Here is a 19,904-nt window from a genome sequence, read left to right on the forward strand (position 1 = left end):
GGCGAATCCGCAGTTGGCGGCGTGGTATTTCGAGGTGAGCCAGCGGCCTTCGATGATTGCGACGATGCCGAAGGTTTGAATTTGGCAAGGGCAAAGGACTAGCAGTTCTGATAGTGGGCAAAGGCTGAAGAAACTCCGACACTGGAACCACACTCTTTGGATGCTGCTTTGGAGATCAGCCGATGCCTACTCAACCTCGCAGAACGATCTTGTTGACGACTGACCACTCGGGTTCAGTGTTGAATGCCATCGACACGAAGGTTTTTCCTCCAATTACGAATCCATCAAATCGTATTCGAGTGTGGAAACCACGCCTTCTGTACCAACGCGCTCTCCTCCCCAGAGCATCAGTCAACATTCACTTTCCAGCATCGGTCCCTCTACCTCACTTCGTAAGCGCAACCCCCTGTTTGTTGAAATACATGAAATTACGATAAACAGAGTCCCTCACCGAAACACAGGGGTATCTACTGCACAATGGATAATGTCGACTCACAACAATCCTGGTAAGAAGCTTAATGCATTTACACAGATTCCCCGGGCTGGCGCCGGGTTACATACAGCAGAACGCATAAACGTGCGAAATATGGGTGTACGAAGAGGAGTCGAGCTTCAGTGGCTCGCAAACAAAAAGCTACGGGCTGAACATTTGGAAAAATGGATAAAAAATTGAATTCGAGAGTGATAAGTTGAATCAGGACGATCAACGCCGAACCGAACTTCGACGCGACGGCAATCAGCGTGGCGTGTGCGTTGGGGTATCTGGATCTGCGTCATTCGGATCTGGAATGGCGCGTAGCGAATCCACAGTTGGCCGCATGGATTTCGAGGTGAGCCAGCGGCCTTCGATGCTGGCGACGATGCCGAAGGTTTGAAACCTGCGAGGGTGAAGGACTAGCAGTTCTGATAGTAGGCAATAGCTGAGAAAACTCCGATGCTAAGTGCTCCGGTTTTATGGACCTTGTTCGGAGTTCAGCTAATGCCTACGCGCTCAAGCAAAACCATTTTGTTGGGGACCGATCTGCAGAACTCGGTGTTGAACGTCCTTGATACGAATCGGGCGCATGCCATCGCCTACACGCCTTATGGCCATCGCCCCCTCGGTGGTTTGCTCAGCCTGCTTGGGTTCAACGGCGAACTGCCGGACCCACTGACTGGGCATTATCATTTGGGCAAAGGCTATCGACAGTTTAATTCGGTCTTGATGCGATTTAACAGCCCGGATAGTTGGAGTCCGTTTGGGAAGGGAGGGTTGAATGCGTATGCGTATTGTGGAGGGGATCCGGTTAATCGATCAGATCCAACAGGCCATGTACTGAAAAAGCTAGGATCTTTTCTTCGTGAAAATATCAGGGTAGGCGCAGCCAAGCCCCCGAAGACCACATCAAAAAATGGTGCCAGTAGCAACCCCAATGCGTCGAGATCGGCGGGTACCTCTAGGCCGCACCAGTTGCCTTCCAAAAAGCCCAGTGCCGAATTCGAATCAAAAGCCACAGCCAAGACACAAGAATCACAGACAGTTTCAACGGGACAGCAAACTAGTATTAGAAACCTTGATGCTTCCGACATCACAAGAAACCGATTGTTGAATCGCCGAACGAAATCATTGGGCCACATTTCAGAAGACTTCAATGAATACTTGGACGGGTTCTATTTTTCAAAACAAGTTGGCCCGGATGGCGGCTTTTTCACTTCCAAATTCGCCGCGATTCCAACAAGTCCACACGCAAGGCTATACGCTGCGATGGCTTCAGAGCGTTTAGCGCCTCCAACCCAGGAAATACAAAAAATAATTAGAACAGGAGGTCAAAAATAAGTGGATTGATTAGCAATCCGGCTTATCCGCCGTAAACCTTCTCGCCGGATTCACCGCCGCCCCAAACTCACGCAACGCCTTTGCCCCAATCAACAGCGGATAATTAAAACTGCTGCGATCCGTCAGGTTCACCTCAACCGTGCGCTTGACGTCCCCCAGGCACAGCTCCAGATCAACCACCGGCCGCTTGGTCGGCGCCGCCACTTCTTCATCCTCATCCTCTTCAGAGCGGGTCTTGATCTTGCTGATCCGCGCGATCTTGTGCTCATACACCTTGTTGCTCGCATCCTTGGTGGCCAGGCGGAAACGCACCCAGTCCTCGCCATCGCGGGTGAAGGTTTCGATGTCCTTGGCCGACAGCGACGCGGTTAAAGCGCCGGTGTCCATCTTGGCCTTGAGCACTTCGCCGCCGATTTCCGGCAGGGCGATGTATTCGTAGCGGCCGTAGAGAGTGGGTTCGGCGGCCAGGACCGGCAGGGCGACGAGGGACAGCAGGGCGAGGAGGGATTTCACTTGATCGGTGTCCTTGAAAGGTGGGCAGCGGGATTTTAGACAGTCCGCCAGCTATTCGTTCGTTCTTCAGATCGCTTCGCGGGCAAGCCCGCTCCCACAGGATTTGCGTATAACCTGTGGGAGCGGGCTTGCCCGCGATGGCGCCGGAGCAATCTCTGCAGCAATTTGATCTGATTCGTTTCAACCAGCATATCCATGCCAACGTGAAACATTCGTCACCCGCCGATTTGGCCTGCCGCCCGAAGCCACTTATCATGGCGCCCCCAATGTTTCCAAGAGTTTCCCATGCGCCGCCTGCTCACCGGCAGCTTCGTGACCCTGCTGCTATTGCTCAACACCCTGACCCTGATCGGGCCGTTGATGGTGTTTGCCCTGCTAAAACTGATCCTGCCCGGCCGCTTTCGCGACTACGCGTCGTGGGCGGTGATGTGGATCGCCGAAACCTGGTCGGAAATCGACAAGCTGATCTTCCGCCTGTGCATCCCCACCCAATGGGACATTCGCGGCGGTGACGAGCTGCGTCGCGACACCTCATATCTGGTGATCAGCAACCACCAATCCTGGGTCGATATCCCGGCGCTGATCCAGACACTCAACCGGCGCACGCCATTCTTCAAATTCTTCCTCAAGAAAGAACTGATCTGGGTGCCGTTCCTGGGCCTGGCGTGGTGGGCCCTGGATTACCCGTTCATGAAGCGCTACTCCAAGGCCTTCCTGGCCAAGCACCCGGAGCTGGCGGGCAAGGATCTGGAAATTACCAAACAGGCGTGTGAACTGTTCAAGCGCCAACCGGTGACCGTGGTGAATTATCTGGAAGGCACCCGCTTCACCGAGGCCAAACGCCTTCAGCAGCAGTCACCCTTTACCCATTTGCTCAAGCCCAAGGCCGGCGGCGTGGCGTTCGTGCTGGCGGCGATGGGTGAACAGCTCGATGCCATCCTCGATGTGACGGTGGTGTATCCGCAGCAGAATATTCCGGGGTTCTGGGATCTGCTCAGCGGCAACGTGCCGAGGATCATCATCGACATCAAGCCCCGCGAACTCGACCCGGCCCTGTGGCAGGGTGATTACGAAAACGATCCGGCGTTTCGTGAAACGGTCCAGAACTGGGTTAATCAGCTCTGGACCGAGAAGGACTTGCGCATCGACGCGTTGCGCGCCGAACGCCGCTGATCGAGACGTGGTCCGTTAAATGCCCGTACCGGTGCCGGCGCTCCAGATCCCGCCCAGGCTTTGCAGCAATGACCCACCGACGCCCTGTTGACCGAGGTACTGCAGGATCACCGGGGCAAACAGGCCAACCATGCCGGTGTCCATGCCCAAGGCACTGAAGGCGTTGTTCAGGTCGTTGGTGTCCTTGATGTTACCCAGTGCGTTGCTCATCAGCCCGGTCGCCTGGCCGGTCGCGCCGAGCAACCCGGTGAGAGCGCCCAGCTCACTGCCACCGGACAGGATGTCGAGGCCTGGTACGCTTTGGGTCAGTTGCGAATAGTCATCTGCGCTCAACTGGTTCCTCGCCAGGCCCAACATCGCACCGGCGCCACCGATGGCTTGTTGCGGTGTCACATCCAACTGGCCAAGCGCGCCCAGCAGGTCCTCGGGCTCCGAGGTGGGTTCGGCGTGGGCGGAAGTGCTGCCGGTCGGGTTACTGCCTTCCTTCATGCCGGCAATGGCATTGGCCGCATCGCTCAGGCTGAACTGAGCAAAGACCGGGCTGGCCGTCAGGGCCAGGAGCGATGCCAGTGCAAAACCGCGTGAAACCTTCATCCAGACACCCTCAATGAAAACCGCCCGGAAATGGGCGGCGAAAACTGGCTGTTGGACTGATGCCCCCCGACATTGTTCCCGGCCGCTCATCCCCTGTAGCAGCGAGCCTGCTCGCGATGGCGGCATGGCAGGCGACATCGGTGTTGAATGTGCCGCCCTCATCGCGAGCAAGCTCGCGCCCACAAAAAATCATCCAGCGCTGCATCCAGTCTGCCCCCACGCACGTATATCAAGCACGGACAGACATTCCTGGCCGATTCCCCCGCAGAGGATCACCACCATGAAACGCACCTCGATCAAAAACCCGCTGATTGCCAGCCTGCTGACCCTGGCCCTTGGCGGCTCCGTGCTGTGCACTGTGCAAGCGGCCACCATGAGCCACGACAGCGTGACGGTCGGTGGCCAAGCCATGCTGCCGAGCAAGGACATCGTCGATAACGCGGTCAACTCCGCCGACCACACCACCCTGGTCGCCGCCGTGAAAGCCGCCGGGCTGGTCGATACCCTCAAGGGCAAAGGCCCGTTCACCGTGTTCGCACCGGTCAACTCCGCCTTCACCGCCCTCCCCGTCGGCACCGTCGATACGCTGCTCAAACCGGAAAACAAGGCCACCCTGACCAAGGTCCTTACCTACCACGTGGTTGCCGGCAAACTCGACATGATGACCCTGGCCGAGAAGATCAAGGCCGGTGGCGGCAAGGCCGAACTCACCACCGTCGCCGGCGGCAAGCTGTGGGCGATGATGAACGGGCCACACAACATCACCATCAAGGATGAAAAAGGTGACGTCGCCGACATCACCACCTATGACGTGTACCAGTCCAACGGCGTGATCCAGGTCATCGACAAAGTGCTGATGCCAAAGAGCTGAGCCATACCGCCGACCCCGCGCATCGGGGTCGGCGGGTTTGCCGGGGTGCCTGACCGTGAATGGAACAACTGCACGCCGTGAACTAACCTCAGCCCTCACACCACCCATCTCATGCACCAGGAGAGCCGTGACACCCATCGCCGACACCGAGCAGCTCCGACAGCTACTGGCCCAGTGTTCACTGGGTGACCGCCGCGCTTTCGAGACGCTCTATCGCAGTGTCGGCCCGCGTTTGCATGGGGTGGCCCTGCGTTTCATGGGACGTGCGGACCTGGCCGAAGAAGTGCTGCAGGAAAGCTTCGTGCGCATCTGGAACAACGCCTCGCGCTACGAAGCGCACCTGTCGGCGCCCTTGACCTGGATGATCAACATCACCCGTAACCAGGCCATCGACCAGTTGCGCAAACACCGCGACCGGCCGCTGGGCGAACTCGAAGAGCAGGCGCTGGTGGACGAAAGCCCTTCGGCACACGAGCAATTGAGCAGCGCCCGCGAGGCCAGCGCCCTGAACCGCTGCCTGGACAGCCTCGAAGGCATGCAGCGCCAGTCGATCACCGTTGCCTACTTTCAGGGCATGTCCTGTGCTGAACTGGCCGAACACCTGGCCGCGCCACTGGGCTCGGTGAAATCCTGGATCCGCCGCGGCATGGAGCGCCTGCGCAGGTGCCTCGAATCATGAACTACCAGACTCCCACCCTGCGCCGCGCCCTCGCCGCCGACTACGCCATCGGCCTGATGCCTGCGGCTGCGCGTCGGCGTTTTGAACAGCTGTTGCTGGAGGACGCCGCGCTGCGCGTGGAACTGGCGCAATGGCAGGAAAGCCTCGCGAGCCTGACCGCTGCACTGCCCGAGCAACCCGTGCCGGAGCGAGTCTGGCAAGGCATTACGGCTCGCATCGAACCGCAAAAACTGCATGTCCCGCACAAGCGGCCGTTCTGGAATTGGTTGCGAGTAACCGTGGCAGTTTGTTCACTGTTGATCGCCGTGACCCTGGGCATGCTTTACACCCGCGACGACGCGCGTTACAGCGCCACCCTCGTCAGCGCCGATTCGCAACCTGCGCTGAAGGTTCAGGCTCATGAGAATTACCTGCAAATCGAACCGCTGACGCTGGCGGCGATCGATCCCGGACGCAGTCTTGAACTGTGGGCGATCCCGGCGGATGGCAAACCGATTTCCCTCGGTGTGGTACCGGCGGGTGGCAAGGGCAAGGTTGAGTTGAACGAAGCGCAGAAAGCGCTGATCGGCAAGCCGATTGCACTGGCCGTCAGCCTTGAACCCAAGGGCGGCTCGCCGACCGGGCAACCGACGGGGCCTGTTCTCTATCAAGGGGCATTGGCGGCGTTGTAGCACTATCAGTTCTGTTAGTGGTCAGCGCCGAGGGATTGCCCCACAGTGAATGCCTGAATCGACGGCTTATTCAGGTGACGCCGACCATGCAACCCGAAAGCGAAGCCCTGCTCTGCCAATACCATTACGACGCGCAGGATCGCCTGGTGGCGAGCACGCCCTTGGCACAGGCCAGGATCCAGCGTTTCTATCAGCAAGACCGCATGACCACCGAGACTCAGGGCAAGGTGCAATGGTCGATCCTGCAGCACGGGGAGCAACCACTGGCGCAGCAGAGGCGTCAGGACGCCAGTGTTGAAAACCGCTTGTTCGCCACCGATCTGCAATGCTCGGTGTTGAACGTACTCGATGCGCGTCAACCCAATCCTCTGGCCTATACACCTTACGGCCATAGCCGATTCGGGAACGGCTTGCCGAGTTTGCTGGGCTTTAACGGCGAGCGGCGGGAACCGTTGACGGGTTGGTATCTGCTGGGGAATGGGTATCGGGCGTTTAATCCGGTGTTGATGCGGTTTAACAGTCCAGACAGTTGGAGCCCGTTTGGGGAGGGTGGGTTGAATGCTTATATGTATTGTGTCGGGGATCCGATAAATCAGGCAGATGACAATGGTCATGCTCCTAATTTTTTTTCTATAGGAAGAGCGCTACTCCCGTCTTTCACAAAAAGGCCAAGCACTAGGAATATAGCTGCCCTTTCAGGCCCCATGAGCGAAATCAAATCCATCAACCAGGGCATATCTGTTTTTACTGACACGTACAAAGGGGCTAAACGGCTTAATTTGATGGGGCATGGAACTGAACAACCAGTAAATGGCTATCATAAAATAATCGGAGATGGGAAAACGTTCACTCCCGAACAGCTATATGAATCAGCCATTAATTCTGGGGTAGCCGTGAGCGACTACGAGAACATCCGCCTGATTATGTGCTACTCCGCAAATGGTGGAACGGCGTCATTTGCGCAGCGCTTTTCAGACATTGCAAAAAAGCCTGTGAAGGGCTATGTAAACCCTGTTTCTGTAGAACCTGGCATTGATCGAATGACGTACATGCTGCAATACCCATCAACCTCACTGCGAAAACAAACAGATGGATCATTAAGTTTCGACAAAATAAAAATATTTAAAAAAAATCCATATTTAAGAGGAACTCCGGAACGCCGAAAATTTTCCTACCAACCCGTAAAATTCAATCCAAGATAAATGTGCATTTTCAGAGATTGAGCGCTTGGTGCACTATTCGATTGGATCAGATCACACTCAATCACCGGCGCTGCAACGCCAGAGCACCAAGGTGGACACCCGATTGCTCGCCTCCGACCTGAAGCACTCGGTATTGAACGTGCTCGATAGCAATCAACCCAAATCTCTGGTCTATACGCCTTATGGCCATAGCCGATTCGGGAACGGCTTGCCGAGTTTGCTGGGCTTTAACGGCGAGCGGCGGGAACCGTTGACGGGTTGGTATCTGCTGGGGAATGGGTATCGGGCGTTTAATCCGGTGTTGATGCGGTTTAACAGTCCAGACAGTTGGAGCCCGTTTGGGGAGGGGGGAGTAAATGCGTATGCGTATTGCGAAGGGGACCCCTTCAATAGACGGGATCCTACGGGGCATGGGTGGGAGAAATTATTGAATCGTGTCGGAAAAAAATATCAGGGAATCAGCCAGCCAAGACAGGACCGAGTGCACAGGTTGCAACAGTTTCACCGCAGCCTGCAACAGGCATGAAAAACTTAAAAAAAATCGGCGAAGGCGCTTTTAGTTTGAAGATACCCATAAAGGTAAACCACGCTTCAATCTTTCAGCCCATGGCGCACAGATCCCAGGACAAAAACAATCTTTAGTTAATATTGATAAAACAAGCTTAACCCCGGAACAAGTGCACAATAAATTGGTTACCCAAGGAGTTGATTTTTCAAAATTTGGCACAACTCGCCTTTTAATATGCCATTCCGCAAATGGTAACTCAATGTCGTTTGCTGCACAGTTCAGCAAACTTACGAACACACCAACAAAAGGCTATGTGGGGCGAGTACAACACAAGCCATCCATTCCGAACATCATGTGGGAATTAAAAAATCAATCAACCAACTTCATTGAAAACCACCCGAAAACATCTCGCGCATTGAAGCCAGGATCAGCTGAGTCAGTTGGTTTCGAACAACTTGCCAGCCAACATAAATCAGTCAGATTCACGCCATAGTGCACTTTCAAAAAAGGGCGACATTAAGTCGCCCTTTCCTTGTACCTCTGATCTCTACGCCGCACTAAACAACTTATGCGGATCAATCACAAACTTCTTCGGCACGCCCGCATCAAACTCGCCATACCCCTCAGGCGCCTGGTCCAGGCTGATCACCTGCACCCCCACCACTTCGGCAATGTTGATCCGATCCCACATGATCGCCTGCATCAGCTGGCGGTTGTACTTCATGACCGGGGTCTGGCCGGTGTGGAAGCTGTGGGATTTGGCCCAGCCCAGACCGAAGCGGATGCTCAGGCTGCCCATTTTTGCGGCAGCATCCACAGCGCCCGGGTCTTCGGTGACGTACAGGCCAGGGATGCCGATTTTGCCGGCGACCCGTACCACGCCCATCAGCGAGTTGAGCACGGTGGCCGGGGCTTCGTGTTTCACGCCGTCGTGACCGTGGCCGCGGGCTTCGAAGCCCACGCAGTCCACTGCGCAATCCACTTCCGGTTCGCCCAGCAAGTCGGCGATCTGTTCGTGCAGCGGCGCGTCCTTGGACAGGTCGACGATTTCAAAGCCCTGGGCCTTGGCGTGGGCCAGGCGGATGGTGTTGACGTCGCCGACGATCACCACGGCTGCGCCCAGCAGGCGCGCCGAAGCGGCAGCCGCCAGGCCGACAGGGCCGGCACCGGCGATGTAGACGGTGCTGCCCGGGCCGACGCCGGCAGTGACGGCACCGTGGTAACCGGTTGGCAAGATGTCGGAGAGGCAGGTCAGGTCACGGATTTTCTCCATGGCCTTGTCGCGATCCGGCAGTTTCAGCAGGTTGAAGTCGGCGTACGGCACCAGCACGTATTCGGCCTGGCCGCCGGTCCAGTCGCCCATGTCGACGTAGCCGTAGGCGCCACCGGCACGGGCCGGGTTGACGGTCAGGCAGACGCCGGTGTGCTGCTCCTTGCAGGAACGGCAGCGCCCGCAAGCCACGTTGAACGGCACGGAGACCAGGTCGCCGATTTTCAGGCTTTCGACGTCGCTGCCCTTCTCGATCACTTCACCGGTGATCTCGTGGCCCAGTACCAGACCGACCTGGGCGGTGGTACGGCCGCGCACCATGTGCTGGTCGGAACCACAGATGTTGGTGGAAACCACGCGCAGAATGACGCCGTGCTCAATCTTCCTGCCGCGCGGGTCCTGCATTTTCGGATAGTCGATTTTCTGTACTTCGACCTTGCCAGCGCCGAGATACACCACACCACGATTGCCAGACATGCTTTCACCTCGCTGTTGTTTTTATGGAACCACGCTGCCCAGGCAGGCAGCGCGTAGAGTGCTCGGGTACAGATGCTGTTTCTTGTGTTGCTTGTAAGGGCCTCATCGCGGGCAAGCCCGCTTCCACAGTGATTCGGGTTGAGCTTAAGATTTGTGAACGACACAAAACCCTGTGGGAGCGAGCTTGCTCGCGATGGCGATTTAGAGAACGACCGTTCTGTTGGCGTTCAAAAACACTCTTCTTTCGATGTGATACCCAACCGCCCTCGCCAATGTCAGCCCCTCGATATCCCGCCCTTTGGCGATCAGGTCTTCCGGGTAATGGCTGTGGTCCACCACCTCGACGCCCTGGGCGATGATCGGCCCTTCGTCGAGGTCGTTGTTGATGTAATGCGCCGTGGCGCCGACCAGTTTCACGCCCTTGTTGTAGGCCTGGTGGTATGGCTTGGCGCCCTTGAAACCCGGCAGCAGGGAGTGGTGGATGTTGATCGCCCGGCCGTCGAGTTTGCGGCACAGCTCCGGCGACAGGACCTGCATGTAGCGGGCAAGAATCACCAGTTCCGCACCGGCCTCTTCGATCACCTGCAACACCTGGCGCTCCTGGGCCGGTTTGTCGTTCGGGTCGAGGGGGAAGTGGTAGTAGGGAATCTGGTGCCAGTCGGCCAGCGGCTTGAGGTCCGGGTGGTTGGACACCACCGCCGCCACGTCCATCGACAGCTGGCCGATGCGCTGGCGGTAGAGCAAGTCGTTGAGGCAGTGATCGGCCTTGGACACCATGATCACCACTTTCGGCCGGTAGTGCGGCGGCGTCAGTTCGAAGATCATGCCGAACGATTCGCCGCGCTCTTGCAGGCCGGCGCGGAAGGACTGCTCGTCGAAGCCGTCAGGCTGGCGGAATTCCACACGAATGAAGAAACGGCCCGAGAGCCGATCGTCGAAGGAGTGGTGTTCGGTGACGTAGCAGCCCTGCTCGAACAGAAAGCGGGTCACCGCGTCCACGGTGCCGAGTACGCTGGGGCAGTCGGCGGTCAGGATCCATGTGTCTGGGGCGCGGCTCATAGTGCGGTGACTCCTGAAACATTGGTAGGAGATGCCCCCCTGTGGGAGCGGGCTTGCTCGCGAATGCGGCGTGTCAGTCACCTTGATGACAACTGACCCACCGTATTGGCGAGCAAGCCCGCTCCCACAAGGGGAAAGTGTCAGGCTTGAACGGCCAGGCCGTACTCGGCCGACGCATCCTGCAACCACAGCCACCAGTAGTCCGAGAAGCTGCGGCGGATCAGCAGTTCCCAGGTGTCTTCGGCGGTGTGGCGGATCACCAGTTGCGACTTGGCGAACACGGTGCCGACGGCCTTGCCTACCGGGAAGTTATTCGGGTGCACGTCGTAGCTGGTGGATTTCATCAGCACCTGACGCACGTTCGGGCCGCTCAGTTCGAGGATCTGCTGGCCGCCGCTGACGTTGACGACCTGGATGTGCAGATCGCCCAGCGCCTCGCGCAGTTTTTGCTCGGCGGCGAACTCTTCACCGCTCGGCACGATCAGCAGCCACTCGTCCGGGCCCATCCATTGCAGGCTGGTTTCGCCCTTGACGATGACGGTCAGCGCCGACGGCAGTTCGATGCCCAGGGCCTTGTGTACGCCAGCAGCGAACGCCGGGTCATGGGCGTCGCCACGCAGGGTCAGGTGACCCAGGAGTTTCTTCTCGCGCACGGTCACGCCGGCGCTTTTGCGACCCTTGCCCACCAGGCTGGCGAGGTCGGCGTGATGCAGCGACGACTCGGCCTTTTGCCCGGTGGTTGGGCGTTGTTGGTAAACATTGGCTGCGGTCATAAGGCACCCTTTCTGAATTCTGTGTTCTCTGTGGGAGCTGGCTTGCCAGCGATAGCGTTGTATCAGTCACCGTTGTGTTGTCTGGCCTGACGCTATCGCGGGCGAGCCCGCTCCCACAGGTACTGTGGTGTTAAACGTTCTGGCGCTCACCCTTCGGATCGAAGAACACCGAAGAAACGATTTCCGCCTCGATCACGCTGCCGTCCGCCAGTGGCGCGAACACGCGTTCGCCCATGCGGTTCAGGCCGCCCTTGACCACGCCCATGGCAAACGAATAGCCCAGGGAGTTGTGCAGGTAACTGGAGGTCACGTGACCGACCATGGTCATCGGGATCGCCTGCTTGGTGTTGAACACAAGCTGCGCGCCTTCCGGCAGCCAGACATTCGGGTCGATCGGCTTGAGGCCCACCAGTTGCTTGCGCTGATCACGCACGCAGTCTTCACGGTTCATCCCGCGCCAGCCGATCCACGAGAACGGTTTGGTGCGACCGACACACCAGCCCATGTTCAGGTCGTCCGGGGTCATCGAGCTGTCAGTGTCCTGGCCAACGATGATGAAGCCCTTCTCGGCCCGCAGTACGTGCATGGTTTCGGTGCCGTACGGGGTCAGGTTGTACTTCTTGCCGGCGTCGACGATTTTCTCCAGCACGCCCATCGCATAGTCGGCCTGCACGTTGACTTCGTACGACAGCTCACCGGTGAACGAGATGCGGAACACCCGGGCCGGAACACCACCGACCAGACCTTCTTTCCAGGTCATGAACGGGAAGGCTTCGTTGCTCAGATCAATGTCGGTGACTTCGCTGAGCAGCTTGCGGCTGTTCGGTCCGGACAGGGTCATGGTTGCCCAGTGATCGGTCACGGAAGTGAAGTACACCTTCAGGTCTGGCCATTCGGTCTGCTGGTAGATCTCCAGCCACTGCAGTACGCGAGCCGCGCCGCCGGTGGTGGTGGTCATCACGAAATGGTTGTCCGCCAGGCATGCAGTCACGCCGTCGTCGAACACCATGCCGTCTTCTTTACACATCAGGCCGTAACGCGCCTTGCCCACGTCGAGCTTGGTCCAGGCGTTGGTGTAGATGCGGTTGAGGAACTCGCGCGCATCCGGACCCTGAATGTCGATCTTGCCCAGGGTCGAGGCGTCCAGCAGGCCAACGCTGTCACGCACGGCTTTGCATTCGCGCTTGACCGCGGCATGCATGTCTTCGCCGCTCTTCGGGAAGTACCAAGGACGCTTCCACTGGCCGACGTCTTCGAACTCGGCGCCGTTTTTCAGGTGCCAGTGGTGCAGTGCGGTGAAACGCACAGGTTCGAAGATGTGCCCGCAGTGACGACCGGCCACGGCGCCGAAGGTCACCGGCGTGTAGTTCGGACGGAACATGGTGGTGCCCATCTGCGGGATGGTCACGTTCAGCGAACGGGCGGCGATGGCCAGGCCGTTGACGTTGCCCAGCTTGCCCTGGTCGGTACCGAAGCCCAGTGCGGTGTAGCGCTTGACGTGCTCGACCGACTCGAAGCCCTCGCGGGTCGCCAGTTCGATGGCGGCGGCGGTGACGTCGTTCTGCAGGTCGACGAATTGCTTCGGTGCCCGTGCGGTGCTCTTTTCATGCGGCACCTGGAACAGCGCCAGAGTCGGCTCTTCCAGACGCGCCAGGGCTTTGGGCAGGGTCGCTTCCACAGCAGCGAAACCGGCTTCGCTGGCTGCGCGCACGCCACCTTCGAAACCATCGGCCAGGGAGTCGGCCAGGCCGTAGACGCCGTTGATGCCACCGACGCACACGCGTTTCTGCGGTGCTTCGCCCGGTACGAAACCGAGGATGTCTTCACGCCAGATCGGCTTGCCGCCCAAGTGAGAAGCCAGGTGAACGATCGGGCTGTAACCGCCGGAGCTGGCGATCACGTCGCAATCGAGCCATTCGCCGGGGCTGGTGACTTTGTGGCCTTTGACGTCGATGGCCGCCACGCGGGCCGCAGTCACGCGCTTGCTGCCACGGGCCTCGATCACGGCGCTGCCGGTGAGGATGCGGATGCCCTTGGCGCGTGCTTCTTCCACCAGCGCACCACGAGGGTTGCTGCGGGCGTCGGCGATGGCCACCACTTGCAGGCTGGCATCGAGCCAATCCAGGGCAACGCGGTAGGCGTGGTCGTTGTTGGTGGTCAGCACCAGCTTCTTGCCCGGTGCCACGCCGTAGCGACGAACGTAGGTCGATACCGCGCCAGCGAGCATGTTGCCCGGCACGTCGTTGTTGCCGTAGACCAGCGGACGCTCGTGAGCGCCGGTCGCCAGCACTACACGCTTGGCGCGCACGCGGTGAACGCGCTGACGGACCTGGCCAATCGGTGCGCGATCGCCCAGGTGGTCGGTCAGGCGCTCGTGAATGGTCAGGAAGTTATGGTCGTGGTAACCGTTGACCGTGGCGCGCGGCAACAGCAGCACGTCAGGGGTGTTCTTCAATTCGGAAACGACGCTGGCGACCCATTCGGCGGCTGGCTTGCCGTCGAGGCTTTCACGGGAGTCGAGCAGGCTGCCGCCGAACTCTTCCTGCTCATCGGCCAGGATCACACGGGCACCGCTGCGCGCAGCGGCCAGTGCAGCGGCCAGACCCGCAGGGCCCGCGCCGACGATCAGCACGTCACAGTGCTGGTTCATGTAGTCGTAGGTGTCCGGATCATTCTCGGTCGGCGAGCGGCCCAGGCCTGCGGCCTTGCGGATGTACTTCTCGTAAGTCATCCAGAACGATTGCGGGTACATGAAGGTTTTGTAGTAGAAGCCCGGTGGCATCAGCTTGCCGCCGACCTTGCCGAGGATCCCCATCATGTCGTTGTTGACGTTCGGCCAGCCGTTGGTGCTGTTGGCGACCAGGCCCTGGTACAGCGCCTGTTGAGTGGCGCGCACGTTCGGGATCTGGGTGGCTTCGGTGGCGCCGATCTGCAGCACGGCGTTCGGCTCTTCGGTACCGGCGGCGAAGATGCCCCGTGGACGCGAATACTTGAAGCTGCGACCGATGATGTCGACGCCGTTGGCCAGCAGTGCAGCGGCCAGGGTGTCGCCTTCGAAGCCTTTGTAGCTCTGGCCGTTGAAGGTGAAGCTCAACACTTTATTGCGGTCGATCCGTCCGCCGTTGGACAGGCGATTGATCTGGCTCATACCTTCTCTCCCAGAGCCGTGGCGGCCGCTTTCGGGCTATCGGTCTTGTCGGTGAATTGTGGCTTGGTGCCGATCTTGTAGGTTTCGAGAATCTCGTAGGTCACGGTGTCGCGAGTGACGTTGAAGTACTGACGGCAACCGGCAACGTGATCCCACAACTCGTGGTGCAGGCCGCGAGGGTTATCGCGGAAGAACATGTAGTCGCCCCACTCCTCGTCGGTGCAGCTGTTCGGATCCAGTGGACGCGGGATGTGCGCCTGGCCGGATGCGTGGAATTCCTCTTCGGAGCGCAGCTCGCCGCAGTGAGGACAGAAGATATGCAACATGGGGATTTCTCCTGTTAGTGGGCAACCGCAGCAGCGCCGTGTTCATCGATCAACGCACCGCTGTGGAAGCGGTCGATGGAGAAAGGTGCGGCCAGCGGGTGCATTTCACCCTTGGCCAGGCTCGCGGCAAAGACATTGCCCGAACCAGGTGTTGCCTTGAAGCCGCCGGTACCCCAACCGCAGTTGAAGAACATGTTCGGCACCGGAGTCTTGGAGATGATCGGACAGGCGTCCGGCGTGGTGTCGACGATGCCGCCCCACTGACGGTTCATGCGCACGCGCGACAGGATCGGGAACATCTCGACGATGGCCTGGATGGTGTGCTCGATCACCGGGTACGAACCACGCTGGCCGTAGCCGTTGTAGCCGTCGATGCCGGCGCCAATCACCAGGTCGCCCTTGTCGGACTGGCTGATGTAACCGTGTACGGCGTTGGACATGATCACGCTGTCGATGATCGGTTTGATCGGCTCGGACACCAGCGCCTGCAACGGGTGGGATTCGAGCGGCAGGCGAAAGCCCGCGAGCTTGGCCATGTGACCGGAGTTACCGGCGGTGACCACACCGACGCGCTTGGCGCCGATGAAGCCCTTGTTGGTTTCCACGCCGATGCACACACCGTTTTCCTTGCGGAAGCCGGTCACTTCGGTCTGCTGGATCAGGTCCACGCCCAGAGCGTCCGCGGCACGGGCAAAGCCCCAGGCCACGGCGTCGTGACGGGCCACGCCGCCGCGACGCTGGACGGTCGCGCCCATCACCGGGTAGCGGGTGTTCTTGGAGCAGTCCAGGTACGGAATCTCGTCCGCGACCTGCTTGGCGTTGAGCAGTTCGCCGTCCACGCCGTTGAGGCGGTTGGCGCTGACCCGACGCTCGGAGTCACGGATGTCCTGCAGGGTGTGGCACAGGTTGTAGACGCCACGCTGGGAGAACATCACGTTGTAGTTCAGGTCCTGAGACAGGCCTTCCCACAGTTTCATCGCGTGTTCGTACAGGTGCGCCGACTCGTCCCACAGGTAGTTGGAGCGAACGATGGTGGTGTTGCGCGCGGTGTTACCGCCGCCCAGCCAGCCCTTTTCGACCACGGCCACGTTGGTGATGCCGTGTTCCTTGGCCAGGTAGTAGGCGGTCGCCAGACCGTGCCCGCCACCGCCGACGATGACCACGTCGTAAACCTTTTTCGGGGTTGGCGTGCGCCACATCCGCTGCCAGTTTTCGTGGTGGCTGAGAGAGTGTTTGAAGAGGCCGAAGCCTGAGTAGCGTTGCATAGTCATTTACTCCAAAACCGCACTCAGCGATAAACCGGGAAGTCAGCGCACAGGGCCGAGACTTGCTGGGCAACGTTGGCCTCGACATCGGCATCGCCGAGGTTGTCGAGGATGTCGCAGATCCAGCCAGCCAGTTCCACGCACTGCGCAACCTTGAAGCCGCGGGTGGTCACAGCCGGAGTGCCGATGCGCAGGCCGGAGGTGACGAACGGTGACTGCGGATCGTTCGGCACGGCGTTCTTGTTCACGGTGATGTGGGCGCGACCCAGGGCCGCATCCGCGTCCTTGCCGGTGAGACCCTGACGGATCAGGCTGACCAGGAACAGGTGGTTATCGGTCCCGCCGGACACTACATCGTAGCCGCGTTTGACGAACACGCCGGCCATGGCCTGGGCGTTGTCGATCACTTGCTGCTGATAAGCCTTGAAGCCTGGCTCCAGCGCTTCCTTGAAGCACACCGCCTTGGCGGCGATCACGTGCATCAGCGGACCGCCCTGGGCGCCGGGGAAGACCGCGGCGTTGAGCTTCTTCTCGATTTCTTCGTTGGACTTGGCCAGGATCAGGCCGCCACGCGGGCCGCGCAGGGTCTTGTGGGTGGTGGTGGTGACCACATCGGCAAACGGGATCGGGTTCGGGTACAGACCGGCTGCCACCAGACCGGCGACGTGGGCCATGTCGACAAACAGCAGCGCGCCCACCTTGTCGGCGATCTGCCGGAAGCGCGGGAAGTCCAGGGTCTTGGAGTAAGCGGAGAAGCCGGCCACGATCATCTTCGGCTTGTGCTCGACGGCCAGGCGCTCGACTTCGTCGTAATCGATCAGGCCGGTGTTGGTGTCGATACCGTACTGGACGGCGTTGTACAGCTTGCCCGAGGACGACACTTTCGCGCCGTGGGTCAGGTGACCGCCGTGGGCCAGGCTCATGCCCAGAATGGTGTCGCCGGCTTGCAGCAGGGCCAGGTACACGGCGCTGTTGGCCGAGGAGCCGGAGTGTGGCTGGACGTTGGCGTAATCGGCGCCGAACAGTTGCTTGGCGCGTTCGATGGCCAGGGCTTCAACCTTGTCCACGTGCTCGCAGCCGCCGTAGTAACGCTTGCCCGGATAGCCTTCGGCGTACTTGTTGGTCAGGCCGCTGCCTTGCGCTTGCATGACGCGTTTGCTGGTGTAGTTCTCCGACGCAATCAGCTCGATGTGATCTTCCTGACGTTGCTCTTCGGCATTCATTGCCGCCAGCAGTGCATCATCGTAACCCTGGATCTGGTCTTGCTTGCTGAACATCGCGTCTCTCCCAGCGGCATCTATGCGCCATTCGTCTCGGTAAGGCACTGGCGGTTCGCCCTTGCCCTTTGAATGCGATGGTATGACCGGTGCAGGCAGGTCAAATGCCTATGGGCGCCACGCAAAGGTGCGTTTACGACATGGCGGAAATTGGCTCGCCGAACTCAATCTTCGAATCACCGAGAAACCCTGTGGGAGCGGGCTTGCCCGCGATGGCGGTGGGTCAGTCGCCTTCGATGCCGGATGTTCTGCCGCCATCGCGGGCAAGCCCACTCCCACAGGGTTATGTGGCGATCTGCCGGACGATGAGCAACACAAGGAAATGCACGGGATACAAGGCATACGCCCAGCGCCGCATGGGAGGCGGTTTTACGTCCTGGGCATGTCGCAAAAGGAACATCCCCAGCCATGGCGCAATCAGACAAGTGGCAACCGCCACCATCGCCACGTGATTACCCAGGCGAATGGAGTAATACAGCACCTGCCATTGATTCGCGGCCAGACACACCACCCCCGGCAGAAAAGCGAAAATCCACGGACGACGAATCACCAGCAATATCGCCAACGGCAACATCACCCCGAAGAAGCCGAACATCAGCTTCGACGAGAACACCGCCGCCAACACGACAGAAGCGACAGCCAAGAGTCGCATTTGAAGATTGGGATCCTGCCAGCCACGGGCCACCAGCAAGCCCAACACGAGAGTAGGCATCACGTTCAGCGTGTCGGGATCAGGCAAGAACAACCGATAGGGCATTTCGCTGACCGCACTGAACAGCACCAGCCAGCCCAGATAGCGCCACTGCCCGCTGGACTTGACCGGCGCCCGCGCCAGATTGACCGCCATCGCCAGGCAGAACCACGGGAACGCCAGGCGTCCCGGCACATACAGCCAGTCGGCGGAATAACCGATGTATCGCAGGTGATCGAGCACCATGCACAGCAGCGCCAGCCATTTGAGCAAATCCAGTGCATGATCGCGCGGCTTCAAGTGCATAGCCCTTAAGTCCGAAGACACGTGCATAATTGCCCGGCTTCTGCGTAATTTTCTGACAGTGACATCCCGTGTACTCCCCGGACGATCTTCGGCAGAGTGCGCCCCTCTTATTGACCACGAGACGCTTCACCATAGGCGTCTCGATCACGGAAAGCAGGCCATGACCGACAAGAGCCAACAATTCGCCAGCGACAACTATTCCGGTATCTGCCCTGAAGCCTGGGCCGCCATGGAACAGGCCAACCATGGCCACCAGCGCGCCTATGGCGACGACGAGTGGACCGCCCGCGCGTCCGACGATTTCCGCAAGCTGTTCGAAACCGACTGCGAAGTGTTCTTCGCGTTCAACGGCACCGCCGCCAACTCCCTGGCCCTGTCGTCGCTGTGCCAGAGTTACCACAGCGTGATCTGCTCGGAAACCGCCCACGTCGAAACCGACGAATGCGGCGCCCCGGAGTTTTTCTCCAACGGTTCCAAGCTGCTGATCGCCCGCACCGAAAACGGCAAGCTGACCCCGGACTCGATCCGCGAAGTCGCCCTCAAGCGCCAGGACATCCACTACCCCAAGCCCCGCGTCGTGACCCTGACCCAGGCCACGGAAGTCGGCAGCGTCTACACCCCGGACGAAGTGCGCGCCATCAGCGTGACCTGCAAGGAGTTGGGCCTGCAGTTGCACATGGACGGCGCGCGCTTCTCCAATGCCTGCGCGTTCCTCGGCTGCTCGCCGGCTGAGCTGTCGTGGAAAGCTGGCGTCGATGTGCTGTGCTTTGGCGGGACGAAAAACGGCATGGCGGTGGGCGAGGCGATCCTGTTCTTCAACCACGACCTGGCCGAAGACTTCGACTACCGCTGCAAACAGGCCGGGCAACTGGCGTCGAAAATGCGTTTCCTGTCCGCCCCCTGGGTCGGCATCCTGGAAAACGACGCCTGGCTCAAATACGCCCGCCACGCCAACCACTGCGCGCAACTGCTGGCCGAACTGGTCAGCGACATCCCGGGCGTGGAACTGATGTTCCCGGTACAGGCCAACGGCGTATTCCTGCAACTCTCGGAACCGGCCATCTGCGCCCTCACCGCCAAGGGCTGGCGCTTCTACACCTTCATCGGCAAAGGCGGCGCGCGCTTCATGTGCTCCTGGGACACCGAAGAAGACCGCGTCCGCGAACTGGCTCACGACATCCGCGAAGTGATGTCCTGATACCCGTTCCCCTGTAGGAGCTGCCGCAGGCTGCGATCTTTTGATTTTGTTTTTTAAAACAGGATCAAAAGATCGCAGCCTGCGGCA

General features: G+C 59.5%; 18 protein-coding genes and 2 pseudogenes. 10 read left to right on the top strand and 10 right to left on the bottom strand.

Translation table 11 applies throughout. From position 1 onward, the window contains the following. The 3 genes and pseudogenes from HNO86_RS29335 to HNO86_RS29340 form a co-directional block, all read left to right on the top strand. A pseudogene (locus HNO86_RS29335) lies at nucleotides 1–79 on the top strand (glutathione S-transferase); the annotation flags it as partial. Between the two features lie 638 nt (nucleotides 80–717). Further along, a pseudogene (locus HNO86_RS30415) lies at nucleotides 718–875 on the top strand (glutathione S-transferase C-terminal domain-containing protein); the annotation flags it as partial. 104 nt (nucleotides 876–979) lie between these two features. After that, the gene (locus HNO86_RS29340) at nucleotides 980–1,816 is read left to right on the top strand and encodes an RHS repeat-associated core domain-containing protein (RefSeq protein WP_256672833.1); all 837 of its coding nucleotides are present in this window, start codon (nucleotides 980–982) and stop codon (nucleotides 1,814–1,816) included. Nucleotides 1,817–1,825: 9 nt separating this feature from the next. Here the strand turns inward: HNO86_RS29340 and HNO86_RS29345 are convergent, their stop codons facing one another. Next, on the bottom strand, nucleotides 1,826–2,329 hold the full coding sequence (locus HNO86_RS29345) for a RimK/LysX family protein (protein WP_175380434.1): 504 nt from the start codon (nucleotides 2,327–2,329) through the stop codon (nucleotides 1,826–1,828). Nucleotides 2,330–2,614: 285 nt separating this feature from the next. Here HNO86_RS29345 and HNO86_RS29350 point away from each other — a divergent pair, with 285 nt between their 5' ends. Next, a complete protein-coding gene (locus tag HNO86_RS29350) occupies nucleotides 2,615–3,502 on the top strand; it encodes an acyltransferase (RefSeq protein ID WP_175380435.1) in 888 nt (295 codons plus the stop codon). Nucleotides 3,503–3,517: 15 nt separating this feature from the next. Here the strand turns inward: HNO86_RS29350 and HNO86_RS29355 are convergent, their stop codons facing one another. Next, on the bottom strand, nucleotides 3,518–4,096 hold the full coding sequence (locus HNO86_RS29355) for a DUF2780 domain-containing protein (protein WP_175380436.1): 579 nt from the start codon (nucleotides 4,094–4,096) through the stop codon (nucleotides 3,518–3,520). Between the two features lie 280 nt (nucleotides 4,097–4,376). Between HNO86_RS29355 and HNO86_RS29360 the strand changes: the two genes are divergently transcribed. The 5 genes from HNO86_RS29360 to HNO86_RS29380 all read left to right on the top strand — a co-directional run bounded on the left by HNO86_RS29360 (nucleotide 4,377) and on the right by HNO86_RS29380 (nucleotide 8,045). Continuing rightward, a complete protein-coding gene (locus tag HNO86_RS29360) occupies nucleotides 4,377–4,967 on the top strand; it encodes a fasciclin domain-containing protein (protein WP_175380437.1) in 591 nt (196 codons plus the stop codon). Between the two features lie 55 nt (nucleotides 4,968–5,022). Continuing rightward, complete coding sequence (locus tag HNO86_RS29365) at nucleotides 5,023–5,646, top strand: sigma-70 family RNA polymerase sigma factor (RefSeq protein ID WP_175380438.1); 624 nt, start codon at nucleotides 5,023–5,025, stop codon at nucleotides 5,644–5,646. After that, nucleotides 5,643–6,317, top strand: a complete 675-nt coding sequence (locus HNO86_RS29370; protein WP_175380439.1) for an anti-sigma factor domain-containing protein — start codon at nucleotides 5,643–5,645, stop codon at nucleotides 6,315–6,317. The genes HNO86_RS29365 and HNO86_RS29370 overlap by 4 nt, the downstream gene beginning before the upstream one ends. A gap of 86 nt (nucleotides 6,318–6,403) precedes the next feature. Further along, nucleotides 6,404–7,519, top strand: a complete 1,116-nt coding sequence (locus HNO86_RS29375) for an RHS repeat-associated core domain-containing protein (RefSeq protein ID WP_175380440.1) — start codon at nucleotides 6,404–6,406, stop codon at nucleotides 7,517–7,519. Between the two features lie 28 nt (nucleotides 7,520–7,547). Then, a complete protein-coding gene (locus HNO86_RS29380) occupies nucleotides 7,548–8,045 on the top strand; it encodes an RHS repeat-associated core domain-containing protein (RefSeq protein ID WP_372242574.1) in 498 nt (165 codons plus the stop codon). A gap of 529 nt (nucleotides 8,046–8,574) precedes the next feature. Here the strand turns inward: HNO86_RS29380 and fdhA are convergent. The 8 genes from fdhA to HNO86_RS29420 all read right to left on the bottom strand — a co-directional run bounded on the left by fdhA (nucleotide 8,575) and on the right by HNO86_RS29420 (nucleotide 18,619). Further along, nucleotides 8,575–9,774: a formaldehyde dehydrogenase, glutathione-independent gene (gene fdhA, locus HNO86_RS29385; RefSeq protein ID WP_175380441.1), complete on the bottom strand. Its 1,200-nt coding sequence runs from the start codon at nucleotides 9,772–9,774 to the stop codon at nucleotides 8,575–8,577. A 201-nt stretch (nucleotides 9,775–9,975) separates the two neighbouring features. Continuing rightward, entirely contained in the window at nucleotides 9,976–10,833 is an 858-nt protein-coding gene (gene purU / locus HNO86_RS29390; RefSeq protein WP_175380442.1) for a formyltetrahydrofolate deformylase, read from the bottom strand. A gap of 140 nt (nucleotides 10,834–10,973) precedes the next feature. Further along, on the bottom strand, nucleotides 10,974–11,606 hold the full coding sequence (locus HNO86_RS29395) for a sarcosine oxidase subunit gamma (RefSeq protein ID WP_175380443.1): 633 nt from the start codon (nucleotides 11,604–11,606) through the stop codon (nucleotides 10,974–10,976). Between the two features lie 130 nt (nucleotides 11,607–11,736). Then, nucleotides 11,737–14,754: a sarcosine oxidase subunit alpha gene (locus HNO86_RS29400; protein WP_175380444.1), complete on the bottom strand. Its 3,018-nt coding sequence runs from the start codon at nucleotides 14,752–14,754 to the stop codon at nucleotides 11,737–11,739. After that, nucleotides 14,751–15,080 carry a sarcosine oxidase subunit delta gene (locus tag HNO86_RS29405; protein WP_007907563.1) on the bottom strand — a complete coding sequence of 110 codons (330 nt, stop codon included), beginning with the start codon at nucleotides 15,078–15,080 and terminating at the stop codon, nucleotides 14,751–14,753. Before HNO86_RS29405 ends, HNO86_RS29400 begins: the two co-directional genes overlap by 4 nt. 14 nt (nucleotides 15,081–15,094) lie before the next feature. Next, a complete protein-coding gene (locus HNO86_RS29410) occupies nucleotides 15,095–16,345 on the bottom strand; it encodes a sarcosine oxidase subunit beta (RefSeq protein ID WP_175380445.1) in 1,251 nt (416 codons plus the stop codon). 23 nt (nucleotides 16,346–16,368) lie between these two features. Further along, nucleotides 16,369–17,622, bottom strand: a complete 1,254-nt coding sequence (locus tag HNO86_RS29415; protein WP_175380446.1) for a serine hydroxymethyltransferase — start codon at nucleotides 17,620–17,622, stop codon at nucleotides 16,369–16,371. A 283-nt stretch (nucleotides 17,623–17,905) separates the two neighbouring features. Then, entirely contained in the window at nucleotides 17,906–18,619 is a 714-nt protein-coding gene (locus tag HNO86_RS29420; RefSeq protein WP_175380447.1) for a TraX family protein, read from the bottom strand. A 160-nt stretch (nucleotides 18,620–18,779) separates the two neighbouring features. On the opposite strand from HNO86_RS29420, the gene HNO86_RS29425 reads away from it, so the two are divergent. Next, entirely contained in the window at nucleotides 18,780–19,817 is a 1,038-nt protein-coding gene (locus tag HNO86_RS29425) for a low specificity L-threonine aldolase (RefSeq protein WP_175380448.1), read from the top strand. Nucleotides 19,818–19,904: the final 87 nt, after the last annotated feature.

The sequence above is a fragment of the Pseudomonas sp. C1C7 genome, from assembly GCF_013359595.1.
Classification (GTDB): domain Bacteria; phylum Pseudomonadota; class Gammaproteobacteria; order Pseudomonadales; family Pseudomonadaceae; genus Aquipseudomonas.

What these genes read in the sequence shown, in the direction of transcription:
- HNO86_RS29340 (WP_256672833.1), top strand. Translation starts at nt 980, where the DNA reads ATGCCTACGCGCTCAAGCAAAACCATTTTGTTGGGGACCGATCTGCAG.
- HNO86_RS29350 (WP_175380435.1), top strand. Translation starts at nt 2,615, where the DNA reads ATGCGCCGCCTGCTCACCGGCAGCTTCGTGACCCTGCTGCTATTGCTC.
- HNO86_RS29355 (WP_175380436.1), bottom strand. Translation starts at nt 4,096, where the DNA reads ATGAAGGTTTCACGCGGTTTTGCACTGGCATCGCTCCTGGCCCTGACG.
- HNO86_RS29360 (WP_175380437.1), top strand. Translation starts at nt 4,377, where the DNA reads ATGAAACGCACCTCGATCAAAAACCCGCTGATTGCCAGCCTGCTGACC.
- HNO86_RS29370 (WP_175380439.1), top strand. Translation starts at nt 5,643, where the DNA reads ATGAACTACCAGACTCCCACCCTGCGCCGCGCCCTCGCCGCCGACTAC.
- HNO86_RS29375 (WP_175380440.1), top strand. Translation starts at nt 6,404, where the DNA reads ATGCAACCCGAAAGCGAAGCCCTGCTCTGCCAATACCATTACGACGCG.
- fdhA (WP_175380441.1), bottom strand. Translation starts at nt 9,774, where the DNA reads ATGTCTGGCAATCGTGGTGTGGTGTATCTCGGCGCTGGCAAGGTCGAA.
- purU (WP_175380442.1), bottom strand. Translation starts at nt 10,833, where the DNA reads ATGAGCCGCGCCCCAGACACATGGATCCTGACCGCCGACTGCCCCAGC.
- HNO86_RS29395 (WP_175380443.1), bottom strand. Translation starts at nt 11,606, where the DNA reads ATGACCGCAGCCAATGTTTACCAACAACGCCCAACCACCGGGCAAAAG.
- HNO86_RS29400 (WP_175380444.1), bottom strand. Translation starts at nt 14,754, where the DNA reads ATGAGCCAGATCAATCGCCTGTCCAACGGCGGACGGATCGACCGCAAT.
- HNO86_RS29405 (WP_007907563.1), bottom strand. Translation starts at nt 15,080, where the DNA reads ATGTTGCATATCTTCTGTCCTCACTGCGGCGAGCTGCGCTCCGAAGAG.
- HNO86_RS29410 (WP_175380445.1), bottom strand. Translation starts at nt 16,345, where the DNA reads ATGCAACGCTACTCAGGCTTCGGCCTCTTCAAACACTCTCTCAGCCAC.
- HNO86_RS29415 (WP_175380446.1), bottom strand. Translation starts at nt 17,622, where the DNA reads ATGTTCAGCAAGCAAGACCAGATCCAGGGTTACGATGATGCACTGCTG.
- HNO86_RS29420 (WP_175380447.1), bottom strand. Translation starts at nt 18,619, where the DNA reads ATGCACTTGAAGCCGCGCGATCATGCACTGGATTTGCTCAAATGGCTG.
- HNO86_RS29425 (WP_175380448.1), top strand. Translation starts at nt 18,780, where the DNA reads ATGACCGACAAGAGCCAACAATTCGCCAGCGACAACTATTCCGGTATC.